Below are 12,620 nucleotides of genomic sequence, written 5' to 3' on the forward strand. Positions count from 1 at the left end.
ATTCCTTACAGCTTTTCAACCTGGACCAGGTTCGTGTGCGATGGGTTACCTTTCGCCAAAGGCGACGGGCGTTGGGTGGTGAGCACGTTGATGCTCCCCGCCTGATCCACGCGTCCTGCGTCCGGGTTATACCAGGCGCCCTCACCCAGCGCGACAACGCCAGGCATCATTCGCGGCGTCACTTTGGCTTCGATATGCACTTCACCGCGATCGTTGTAAATACGGATGCGATCGCCGTTGGCAATGCCGCGTTGTTTCGCATCGAATGGGTTAATCCACATCTCCTGACGACAGGCGGCCTTCAGCACATCGACGTTGCCGTAGGTGGAGTGAACGCGCGACTTGTAGTGAAAACCGGTCAGCTGCAGCGGGAATTTCGCCGTCAGCGGATCGTTATAGTTTTCAAAACCTGGCGTATAAATCGGCAGCGGATCGATCACATCGCCTTCGGGGAGTTCCCAGGTGGCGGCAATTTGCGCCAGCGCCTGGGAATAGATCTCAATTTTGCCCGACGGGGTCTCCAGCGGATTTGCCTGCGGATTGTCACGGAATGCCTTATAGGCAACATGATGCCCTTCCGGATCGCGCTGCTTGTAAATCCCCTGCTGACGGAAGGTATCGAAGTCCGGCAAATCCGGGATAGCCTTGCGGGAAAGTTCGTGCAGATAACGCATCCAGCCTTCCTGGGTACGGCCTTCGGTAAACTTCTGCTCCACGCCCATGCGTTTTGCCAGTTCCGTCGTCATGTCATAAATCGTTTTGCACTCAAAACGCGGTTTAATCACCTGGTCGGTGAAGATGACGTAGGACATGTTGCCGCATGAAGCATCCAGCGCGAAGTCCATCTGCTCGGAAGCGGTGCAGTCCGGCAGCAGAATATCGGCATATTTTGCCGACGAGGTCATGTGGCAGTCGATCACCACGATCATCTCGCACTTCTTATCATCCTGCAGGATTTCATGGGTGCGGTTGATATCAGAGTGCTGGTTAATCAGACAGTTACCGGCATAGTTCCAGATCATTTTGATCGGGACGTCCAGTTTATCTTTACCGCGCACGCCGTCACGCAGCGCCGTCATCTCCGGGCCACGTTCAATCGCATCGGTCCACATAAACATGGAGATACTGGTCTCAACGGGGTTCTCCAGCGTCGGCATACGTTCAAAAGGCAGGTCGTAAGAACCTTCACGCGCGCCGGTATTCCCTCCGTTGATGCCAACGTTTCCGGTCAGAATCGACAGCATCGAGATAGCCCGGGTGGCGATTTCACCATTCGCGTGGCGCTGCGGCCCCCAGCCCTGGCTGATAAAGGCAGGTTTGGCTGTCGCAATTTCGCGTGCCAGCTGCACAATACGCTCGACCGGAATCCCGGTGATAGTCGATGCCCACTGCGGCGTTTTGGCAGTGCCGTCACTACCCTGACCGAGGATGTAAGCCTTGTAGTGACCGTTGGCCGGCGCATCGGCAGGCAACGTTTTCTCGTCATAGCCGACGCAGTATTTATCGAGGAACGGCTGATCAACCAGGTTTTCGGTGATCATCACCCAGGCGAGCGCGGAAACCAGCGCGGCGTCGGTACCGGGGCGAATCGGTATCCACTCATCTTCACGGCCGGCGCCGGTATCGGTGTAACGCGGATCGACAATGATCATCCGGGCGTTGGATTTTTGCCGCGCTTGTTCCAGGTAGTACGTTACCCCGCCGCCGCTCATCCGCGTTTCGCCGGGGTTGTTACCGAACAGCACCACCAGTTGACTGTTTTCGATATCCGACGGGCTGTTACCGTCGGCCCAGCCGCCGTAGGTGTAATTCAGACCCGCGGCTATTTGCGCCGATGAATAATCACCATAGTGGTTAAGGTAACCGCCGCAGCAGTTCATCAGACGCGCAATGAGCGTTTTCCCCGGTGGCCAGGAGCGGGTCATGGTGCCGCCAAGAGTTCCGGTCCCGTAATTCAGATAGATCGATTCGTTACCGTAATCTTTAATCAGGCGCTGCATATTGCTGGCGATAGTATCGAATGCTTCTTCCCAGCTGATGCGCTCAAATTTTCCTTCCCCGCGCTTGCCAACGCGCTTCATGGGATACTTCAGACGATCGGGGTTGTAGACACGGCGACGCATGGAACGCCCGCGCAGACAGGCGCGTACCTGATGCAGGCCATCATAGTTGTCATCGCCGGTATTATCCGTTTCAACGTATTTAATTTCACCATCAACCACATGCATCCGCAGCGGACAGCGGCTGCCGCAGTTCACGGTACAGGCACTCCAGGTGACGGTTTCATTCACCGGCGCCAGAGCGTCGGCAGCATGGGCAATGCGTGTAAACGGTAGGGTAAATGCGCTGCTGGCCATCGCCAGACCGCCAATTGCCGTGGTTTTCATTAAACCACGCCGGCTTACTTCGGCAGCCAGTAAAGCATCGGGGGCTTTAATTTTCATGGATACTCGCTTTGGTTGCTCACAATTCACTGACAATCGCTATATAGATACATATATAACGAATTTAATCTTTTATAGTTTTTTATGCTGCGTTAACACCAAGGGAGTATGGGGGGAATCACCGGAGGGATTATTGCCCGGCATCAATAAGGGGATAAAAAAAAAGCGCCCGGAGGCGCTTTTGAGAAACAGGTAAAAAAATCAGCCGATAAATTCGAGGCCACGCATATAGGGGCGCAGAATTTCCGGGATTTCGATACGACCATCCGCCTGCTGATAGTTTTCCATCAGCGCAACCAGGGTACGACCTACCGCCAGCCCGGAGCCGTTCAGCGTATGCACCAGACGGGTTTTCTTGTCGGACTTGCTGCGGCAGCGTGCCTGCATACGACGCGCCTGGAAGTCCCAGACGTTAGAGCAGGAGGAGATTTCACGATAGGTGTTCTGTGCCGGAACCCAGACTTCCAGATCATACGTTTTGCATGCGCTGAAGCCCATATCGCCGGTGCAGAGCGCCACTTTGCGGTATGGCAGACCCAGCAACTGCAGAACTTTTTCCGCATGGCCGGTCATCTCTTCCAGCGCCGCCATCGAATCTTCCGGACGCACGATCTGCACCATTTCCACTTTGTCGAACTGATGCATACGAATCAGACCACGGGTATCACGACCATAGGAGCCCGCTTCAGAACGGAAACACGGCGTGTGAGCGGTCATTTTGATCGGCAGATCGTCTTCGTCAATGATCTCATCGCGAACGAGGTTGGTCAGCGGTACTTCCGCAGTTGGAATCAACGCATAGTTGCTGCTGTCGGCTTCTTCTTCCAGCGGACGCGTATGGAACAGATCGCCGGCAAATTTCGGCAGCTGACCGGTACCGTACAGCGTATCCTGGTTGACCAGGTACGGTACATAGTTTTCACTGTAGCCGTGCTGTTCGGTATGCAGATCCAGCATGAACTGCGCCAGCGCACGGTGCAGACGGGCCAGTTGCCCTTTCATCACCACAAAACGGGAACCGGTCAGCTTAACGGCTGCGGCAAAGTCCAGCCCACCGTGCATTTCGCCCAGCGTCACGTGATCGCGGACGTCAAAATCGAACTCGCGCGGCGTACCCCAACGGCTGACTTCAACGTTGTCGTTTTCGTCGCGACCGGCCGGAACGTCGTCGTGCGGAATATTAGGGATAGTCAGCGCGATATCGCGGATCTCTGCCAGTAACACGTCCAGCTCGGCTTTCGCCGCATCCAGCTGTTCGCCCAGTTTGTTGACTTCCAGGCGTAATGGCTCGATATCTTCCCCGCGCGCTTTCGCCTGGCCAATGGATTTCGATCGGGAGTTACGCTCCGCCTGCAGGTTTTCTGTTTCAACCTGCAGAACTTTACGACGCTCTTCCAGAGCGCGCAGTTTATCTACATCCAGCTTAAAGCCCCGGCGTGCCAGTTTTTCAGCGACTGCGTCTGGCTCGGTACGCAGCAGATTGGGATCGAGCATGCTTATCCTGTGCTTATCGAATAAATAAAAGAAAAGTGGCCGCAGACTACGACCACCGGGATATCTTGATAACCTTACCGCAACGTCTCTGTTAGCGGTAGCGTTTTATGGGGCTATTTTGATCCTGTTCGGTAAGCCAGGCGAGCTTTTCGCCAATTTTCCCCTCCAGCCCCCGATTTGTAGGCCGATAATAACGAGTTTGGGCCATTTCCTGCGGGAAATAGGCTTCCCCGGCAGCATAGGCGTTTGGCTCATCATGGGCATAGCGATACTCCTGCCCATAGCCCATCTCTTTCATCAGGCGGGTTGGCGCGTTGCGCAGGTGCACCGGCACATCGTAATCAGGACGCTCGCGGGCATCGGCCATGGCGGCTTTAAATGCGGTGTAGACCGCGTTGCTTTTCGGCGCGCAGGCGAGATAAACGATGGCCTGCGCAATAGCACGCTCGCCCTCCGCTGGCCCTACGCGGGTAAAACAGTCCCAGGCAGAGAGCGCGACCTGCATGGCTCGCGGGTCAGCATTTCCGACATCTTCGGAAGCGATCGCCAGGCAGCGTCGGGCCACATACAGCGGATCGCCGCCGGCGGTGATGATTCGTGCGTACCAGTACAGCGCAGCATCCGGCGCGCTGCCGCGAACGGACTTGTGCAGCGCGGAAATCAAATCGTAGAAACGATCGCCTTTATTATCAAACCGCGCGCTGCGTTCACCGGCAATTTCGGTCAGCAGTTCCGCTTTCAGCACCCGGTTGCCGGAGGCATCCGTCTCTGCCATATCGGCCATCATTTCCAGCGTATTAAGCGCCCGGCGCGCATCGCCGTTAACCAGCCCGGCGATAGCCTGGCGGGTATCATCCGGCAGCACGATATTTTGCCCGCCATAGCCACGATCTTTATCGTTCATCGCCTGCGTGAGCACATGCTCAATATCCTCGCTGGACAACGATTTCAGCAGATACACTCGCGCCCGGGATAGCAATGCGGAATTGAGTTCAAAAGAGGGGTTTTCCGTCGTCGCGCCGATGAAGGTGATGGTGCCGTCTTCAATATGCGGTAAAAACGCATCCTGCTGGCTTTTATTGAAACGATGGACTTCGTCAACGAACAGAATCGTGCGGCGTCCGGCATTGCGGTTCTGCCTCGCGCGCTCGATCGCTTCGCGGATCTCTTTTACGCCGGAGGTCACCGCCGAGATCCGTTCAACATCGGCGCTGGCATAGCGAGCAATCACTTCAGCCAGCGTAGTTTTGCCGGTGCCAGGCGGCCCCCACAAGATCATCGAATGCAGATGCCCGGCCTCAATCGCCCGCGGCAAAGGTTTCCCCGGCGCCAGCAGATGCTGCTGGCCTATGTACTGCGCTAAATTTTCTGGCCGCATGCGGGCGGCCAGAGGTTGAAACGCATTGTCGGAAAAATCGAGCGACAGATTGCTCACATTCGCCTCTACTTACGTTGATCGTCCACCGTCACCCCTTTCGGCGGTGTAAAGGTGAACTTAGATGCATCGACCGCACCGTTTTGCTGAGACTTCAGCTGGTAGCTGCTGCGCTGGTCATCCTGCTCTACCGCGCTGAACTGATGGATGGTCCCGTCGCGGCCAACGTTAATCGTAAACTGCTTCAGGTTGCCGCCTCCGCTTTTCGGCGTAAGAACAAAATCATCGCCGTTCTGCTTGATGTTGTACTGCTGCCAGTCGTTGGACTGGTTGCGGGCAATCAGCATAAACGGCGTGTTGCTGGTAGCGTCTTTCAGCCAGGTGACGGTTGCCTGCTCGACAAACGGGTTGTAGAACCACAGGGTTTTCCCGTCAGAGACCAGAATGCTTTCATCCGGCTGGGTCATATGCCAGTTAAACAGATTCGGACGTTTAACCCACAGGTCGCCCTGCCCGTCCTGTACGGCGTTACCGCTGCCATCGGTCACTTTTTGGGTGAAACTGGCATGGAAGCTGCTCACTTTATCGAGGCGGCTTTTCAAATCACTGGCGGCATCCGCCCAAACCTGGCTCACGACAAATCCAGACAGTAATGCACAGGTGATTGCGAGTTTTTTCATTGTTATTCCTTAATGTGCGTCACTCCCGACGCGGGAGCCTCTTCTGCCTCCTAATGTAGGACCGCCTGGCACGACGGAACAGCAGAACAGGCTGATTTTGCGCTTATTTACCCAACTTTGCACTTACTCGAAGGGAGGCGGCGCCAGCACTTCGCGGTTACCATTATGGCCCTGCTCGCTGACAATACCCTGCGCTTCCATCTGTTCGATAATACGTGCCGCACGGTTATATCCGATGCGGAACTGACGCTGAACGCCGGAAATAGAGGCTTTACGTTTTTCAGTGACGAAGTTCACCGCCTGATCGAACAACGGATCCAGCTCTTCACCACCGTCAAAGCCGCCGCTGCCGCCTTCGCTTTCGCTATCTGATGTAATGCCGTCAACATACTGCGGACGCCCGCGCGCTTTCCAGTCCTGAACCACAGCGTGGACTTCCTGGTCGCGAACAAACGCGCCGTGTACACGAACCGGCATGGTCGAGTTCGGCCCGGAGTAAAGCATATCCCCCATCCCCAGCAGTGATTCCGCGCCGCCCTGATCGAGGATGGTACGCGAGTCAATTTTGCTCGAGACGGTGAACGCGATACGCGTCGGAATGTTCGCTTTAATAAGACCGGTAATCACGTCAACCGACGGACGCTGCGTTGCCAGCACAAGGTGAATACCCGCCGCACGCGCTTTCTGCGCCAGACGCGCAATCAGCTCTTCGACCTTTTTGCCGACAGTCATCATCAGGTCGGCGAATTCATCCACCAGAACAACGATATACGGCAGTTTTTCCAGCACCGGATGCACGGCGTCCATGCTGTCGCCCGGTTTCCAGTACGGATCCGGAATGGGACGGCCCATCCGCGCCGCTTCGGCGATTTTCTCGTTGTAACCCGCGAGGTTACGCACGCCCAGCGCCGACATCAGCTTATAACGACGCTCCATTTCATTCACGCTCCAGCGCAGTGCGTTAGCGGCGTCTTTCATATCGGTAACGACTTCGGTCAGCAGATGCGGGATCCCTTCATAGACCGACAGTTCAAGCATTTTCGGGTCGATCATAATGAAGCGCACATCTTCCGGCTGCGCTTTATAAAGCATGCTGAGGATCATGGCATTCACCCCAACCGATTTACCGGAACCGGTGGTACCGGCAACCAGCAGGTGCGGCATTTTTGCCAGATCGGCAACGACCGGATCGCCGGCGATGTCTTTCCCCAGCACCACGGTAAGCGGCGACGGGTTATCGCGGAATTTCGTGTTATCCAGCACTTCTCGCAGATAAACGGTCTGGCGTTTTTTATTCGGCAGTTCCAGACCCACGTACGGTTTACCCGGAATGACTTCCACGACGCGCACCGCAATGGTGGACAAGGAGCGGGCCAGGTCACGCGAAAGGTTTGAAATCCGCGCGGCCTTCACGCCTGGCGCCAGATTCAGTTCGAAGCGGGTGATAACCGGGCCTGGCGAGTAGTTCACCACATCGGCTTTAATGCGGAAGTCAGCCAGACGAGCCTCAACCAGGCGCGCCATTTGCTCCAGCGCGAAGGTATCCACCGGCTCGACTTCTCTCGGCGGCGGGGTCAGCAGATCCAACGACGGCAGCGGAGTTGTCGGCCGTTGCATCGGCTGGCTGTTGCCGTTACGCATCAGCAGCGGATGAATCAGGCTATCCTGCGACGGCACCGGGGCTGTCTGCTGCGGCATGTGGCCCTGATGGGCTTGCTGCGGCTGATAGCTCTGTGCGGCAGGCTGATGCTGCTGCGCCATCTGCGGAGGTTGAGCCGGCTGCACAGGCTGCTGATACGGTTGTTGTACCGGCGACGACGGCACCGGCTGTTGATACTGTTGAACCGGTTGCTGCTGTGCCGGCTGCTGGTACTGTTGAACCGGTTGCTGCTGTGCCGGCTGCTGGTACTGCTGCACCGGCGGCGGTGTCTCCGGCAGCGGTGTGAACAGCGGTTCGCTCGGACCGTCATCGACCAGCGCTTTCATCGGCGAGAAATCATAATCCGCAGGAGAGAACGGCGTTGCGCCCTGCGGCTGTTCGCTGCTGTAGCGCTGCTGCTGCGACGCCGCAAACTGACGGGCCAGTTCAGCTTCAGCTGCGGAGTCATCCTCTTCATCCTGCGCGTAGACTTCGCCGTAACGCTGCTGCTGGGTGGCGGCAAACTGGCGAGCCAGTTCGTCCTGTTCCAACGCATCCGCTTCTTCATCCGTTAACGGCTCGTCGTCATAGGCCTGATTGAGTTCAGCTTTACGCGCCCGTTCTTCAGCCATACGTTGTGACGGCAGTTTAATACCATACGATGCCAGCTCACGGCGCGTAGGGACGCGGACATGATTAGGACGCGGCAGTTTTGGACCAATCCCCTCTTTCACCTGCGCACGCGGGCCACCGGATGCCGGACTGAACAGCGGTGCAGCGGATGACGCGGTGGAAGCGACCGTCGCCGCGGTTGCACCCGCGCTCGTCGCCTGGTGTACGCCGGCGGCGAGGGTGGTCACCGCTGCGGCTTCGACCGGAGAGACCGGTGGCGGTGTAACAGGACGCGTGGCGACCGGGCTTGCTGGTTCAGGGATCGGCTGATACCAGGCGGCCAGCTGCTCGCGCTCGCGCGCGCGCTTCTCTTCGACCTCTTCAAAATAATACATTGGCGGACGCTGTGGCTTCACCTCTTCCTGCGGAGCCTCAGGCGTTACGGCAGGAGCTGGTGACTCCGGCTGGTAAACCGGCTGCTGCACCGGCGCCTGCTCGGGCTGGTACGCCTGATGCTGCGGGTAGGACGGCTCCGGCTGGTAAACCGGCTGCTGTACCGGCGCCTGCTCAGGCTGGTACGCCTGATGCTGCGGGTAGGACGGCTCCGGCTGGTAAACCGGCTGCTGTACCGGCGCCTGCTCAGGCTGGTACGCCTGATGCTGCGGATAAGACGGCTCCGGCTGGTAAACCGGCTGCTGCACCGGCGCCTGCTCAGGCTGATACGCCTGATGCTGCGGATAAGACGGCTCCGGCTGGTAAACCGGCTGCTGCACCGGCGCCTGCTCAGGCTGGTACGCCTGATGCTGCGGATAAGACGGCTCCGGCTGGTAAACCGGCTGCTGCACCGGCGCCTGCTCAGGCTGATACGCCTGATGCTGCGGATAAGACGGCTCCGGCTGGTAAACCGGCTGCTGCACCGGCGCCTGCTCAGGCTGGTACGCCTGATGCTGCGGATAAGACGGCTCCGGCTGGTAAACCGGCTGCTGCACCGGCGCCTGCTCAGGCTGATACGCCTGATGCTGCGGATAAGACGGATCTGGCTGGTAAACCGGCTGCGGCACGTGCTCAGCTACCGGTTCAGCCCATGCCTGTGGCGCTGCGGTGGCAGCAGCTGCTGCAGCCAGCGGGTCGGCAATGCTGTGACCATTTAATAGCGGATCGTAAGGGTCAAAATCTCCCGGCCGCGCCGCGCTGGCGCCAGAGAACAGCACATCGTCAGCATCGCCCGGACGTGCGGCGCTGGAACCCGAAAAGAGTACATCGTCCGCCGCTACGGGCGCCCCGTTGGCGCTGAACTGTACATCCTCTTCGGCATCATCCATACGTTTGCCAGAGAACAGCGCGGCATCGGTTTTACGCCCCATCGGATTGGAGAATTTCTCCGCCAGACGCTGACGGCGCGCGAGCGCGCTGCGTAAAATGCGCGCACGACGAGATTCCTGCGGCTTCACGGCGTCGTCGTAGTCGTCTTCATCGTCTTCGTATTCGTCCTCATCCACCCAGGTATCGTCCCGACGGGTACGGTTACTGGCGAATGTCAGAACAGACAAAATCGCACCGCCGAGTTTTTCGGCAATGCTGACCCATGACCAACCGGTAAACAGCGTTAAACCTGCCGCCCAGATGCACAGCAGCGCAATAGTGCCGCCGCTGCTGTGCAGCAACGGTTGCAGAGTGGTGCTCAGCAAACTGCCGATCACGCCGCCGGAGGCAAAATACCAGATATCATCGGCGTTAATCGCGGCCAGGCCGCAGGAGGTCAGAATCAGCGCCAGTGCGCCAATTAAGCGTAGCGATACGGCGAAGTAGTCGATGTACTCGTCGCTGGCCTGATTACGCCAGGCAAACCAGCAGCCGCCGATAATAATTACGGGAATGGTGTAAGCCATTACGCCAAAAATGAAAAATAGCGTATCGGCAAGCCAGGCTCCCGGAATGCCACCTATGTTATGAATAGGTTCGTGCCAGGCCGTTTGCGACCAGCTAGGATCCGAGGGATTAAAGCTCAGTAATGCCGCCATCAGCCAGATGGCAAACAGGGAGCAAAGGATGAGTAACGCCTCAAGGAGTCGGCGCCCGCTGCTTAACTTGGTCAGTTTGACTTCTTTGTCTTCGGTGTATTCCTGGCTCAAAAAAGGCTCTCCAGGTATCAGGCTGTTTCCTGCCTGCTGCTAAAACGGACAACAGTGCCGGGTCACCCCGGCACTGTTGCTGTATGGATTAACAGGAGTGTAATCAAACTACGTCGATTTTGCACCTGTTCCGTGTTAGCGCGTCTTAATTACCAGACGATTACTTTGCTTGACTTCTTCCATTACCACGTAGGTACGGGTGTCGTTCACGCCCGGCAGACGTAGCAGGGTCTCGCCCAGTAATTTGCGATACGCTGACATATCCGGCACGCGGGTTTTCAACAGATAGTCGAAATCACCGGATACCAGATGACACTCTTGAATTTCTTCAAGTTTTTGCACAGCGGCGTTAAATTGCTCAAACACATCCGGCGCGCCACGATTCAGAGTAATCTCAACAAATACCAGAAGTGATGCATCCAGATAGTGCGGGTTGAGCAGCGCCGTATAGCCCTGAATAAAACCCTGTCTTTCCAGTCGACGCACGCGCTCAAGGCAAGGCGTCGGGGAAAGTCCCACCCGTTTAGAAAGTTCGACGTTTGAAATACGCCCGTCTTTTTGAAGCTCATTCAAAATATTACGATCGATGCGGTCGAGATCTTTGCCAGGGCGCTTCTTGCTATCTACCATTATTATTGTCTCTCTGTATTCCTTCCCTACTCCTGTTCCGACTCAGAGCCTTCACTGCCCGAGTCCATCCTGTTCTTACCCGTATACGACATCGAGTAACCCCAGGGGTACGTGAGAAGCCCGTTGCCTGACGGCAGCCACCGACATCACGCATGGCGTCTGTCCACACCATGCGTAGATTTCGCTAACCCGGATAAAAATGGCATTTGCGTGCATGAAAATTCGCCGCACGCGAAACACTGCTTTTTGTCTTCCATGAATGTTTTCGCAAAAGCACAGGGGATTGTCAAAGCAAAACATCGATTTTTAGTACAAGATGCCAGATATTCATTATCCACTCCCGGTGATTCTCATGTTTTCCTCTTATAATTGTCCTGCCGACAGTAGAATTAGTTATATTCTTCGCACGTAAAATCGCCAGTTCATTGGCGGCCTCTATTGCACATATCGTTAACAAAACTGCTGCGCTCTTTTTTTACGACAACAAATTCCCTACAATCCAGCCCAATGTATGCCAATAAATTATGGGGATCTCATGGGCACGACCAAACACAGTAAACTGCTTATTCTTGGTTCTGGACCTGCGGGATATACCGCTGCAGTCTACGCCGCGCGCGCAAACCTGCAGCCGGTACTGATTACCGGCATGGAAAAAGGCGGTCAGCTGACCACCACCACGGAAGTGGAAAACTGGCCGGGCGATCCCAACGATCTGACCGGGCCGCTGCTGATGGAACGTATGCACGAACATGCGACGAAATTTGATACCGAAATTATTTTCGACCATATCAATAGCGTCGATCTGCAAAACCGTCCTTTCCGCCTGGTCGGCGACAGCGGCGAGTACACCTGTGACGCGCTGATTATCGCCACCGGCGCTTCAGCACGCTATCTGGGGCTACCGTCAGAAGAAGCGTTCAAAGGACGCGGCGTATCCGCCTGCGCAACCTGCGACGGATTCTTCTATCGCAACCAGAAAGTGGCCGTCATTGGCGGCGGCAATACCGCGGTGGAAGAAGCCCTGTACCTCTCTAACATCGCGTCCGAAGTCCACCTGATTCACCGCCGTGATACCTTCCGCGCGGAAAAAATCCTGATTAATCGTCTGATGGATAAAGTGGCCAACGGTAATATCGTGCTGCATACCCATCGCACGCTGGAAGAAGTGACGGGCGACCAGATGGGCGTCAGCGGTCTGCGTCTGCGTGATACGCAGAATGCCGACAATGTCGAGTCTCTGGAGGTCGCGGGTCTGTTTGTCGCGATTGGCCACAGCCCCAACACGGCCATTTTCGAAGGCCAGCTGGCGCTGGAAAACGGCTATATCAAAGTGCAGTCCGGGATCCACGGCAATGCCACCCAGACCAGCATTCCGGGCGTATTCGCCGCGGGTGATGTGATGGACCATATCTATCGCCAGGCCATCACCTCTGCCGGTACCGGCTGTATGGCGGCGCTGGATGCTGAACGTTATCTTGATGGTTTAGCTGACGCGTGCAAATAATCTTTACAAGTCAGTAACAAAGGTAAAGAAGGCGACGAAAAGTCGCCTTTATTTTTTCCTCGTTGTAACATTGCGTGGCCTAAAAACCTCATAACTACACCTGCTAAGTG

General features: G+C 56.4%; 7 protein-coding genes. 1 reads left to right on the top strand and 6 read right to left on the bottom strand.

The features are described from left to right. Nucleotides 1–5: 5 nt before the first annotated feature. The 6 genes from dmsA to lrp all read right to left on the bottom strand — a co-directional run bounded on the left by dmsA (nucleotide 6) and on the right by lrp (nucleotide 11,006). Nucleotides 6–2,444 (bottom strand): dimethylsulfoxide reductase subunit A, encoded by a 2,439-nt coding sequence (gene dmsA, locus AC236I_RS16415; RefSeq protein WP_487608550.1) that lies wholly within the window; start codon nucleotides 2,442–2,444, stop codon nucleotides 6–8. Between the two features lie 201 nt (nucleotides 2,445–2,645). Beyond that, nucleotides 2,646–3,938, bottom strand: a complete 1,293-nt coding sequence (gene serS, locus AC236I_RS16420; RefSeq protein WP_004860040.1) for a serine--tRNA ligase — start codon at nucleotides 3,936–3,938, stop codon at nucleotides 2,646–2,648. A 91-nt stretch (nucleotides 3,939–4,029) separates the two neighbouring features. Next, entirely contained in the window at nucleotides 4,030–5,373 is a 1,344-nt protein-coding gene (gene rarA / locus AC236I_RS16425; protein ID WP_015584803.1) for a replication-associated recombination protein RarA, read from the bottom strand. Nucleotides 5,374–5,381: 8 nt separating this feature from the next. Continuing rightward, a complete protein-coding gene (gene lolA / locus AC236I_RS16430; RefSeq protein WP_004860037.1) occupies nucleotides 5,382–5,993 on the bottom strand; it encodes an outer membrane lipoprotein periplasmic chaperone LolA in 612 nt (203 codons plus the stop codon). A 123-nt stretch (nucleotides 5,994–6,116) separates the two neighbouring features. Then, complete coding sequence (ftsK, locus tag AC236I_RS16435) at nucleotides 6,117–10,376, bottom strand: DNA translocase FtsK (protein WP_487608551.1); 4,260 nt, start codon at nucleotides 10,374–10,376, stop codon at nucleotides 6,117–6,119. Between the two features lie 135 nt (nucleotides 10,377–10,511). Beyond that, complete coding sequence (gene lrp / locus AC236I_RS16440) at nucleotides 10,512–11,006, bottom strand: leucine-responsive transcriptional regulator Lrp (protein ID WP_000228469.1); 495 nt, start codon at nucleotides 11,004–11,006, stop codon at nucleotides 10,512–10,514. Nucleotides 11,007–11,541: 535 nt separating this feature from the next. Here lrp and trxB point away from each other — a divergent pair. Further along, nucleotides 11,542–12,510 carry a thioredoxin-disulfide reductase gene (gene trxB, locus AC236I_RS16445; protein ID WP_004860029.1) on the top strand — a complete coding sequence of 323 codons (969 nt, stop codon included), beginning with the start codon at nucleotides 11,542–11,544 and terminating at the stop codon, nucleotides 12,508–12,510. Nucleotides 12,511–12,620: the final 110 nt, after the last annotated feature.

Source organism: Klebsiella sp. Sb-30, from assembly GCF_057652795.1.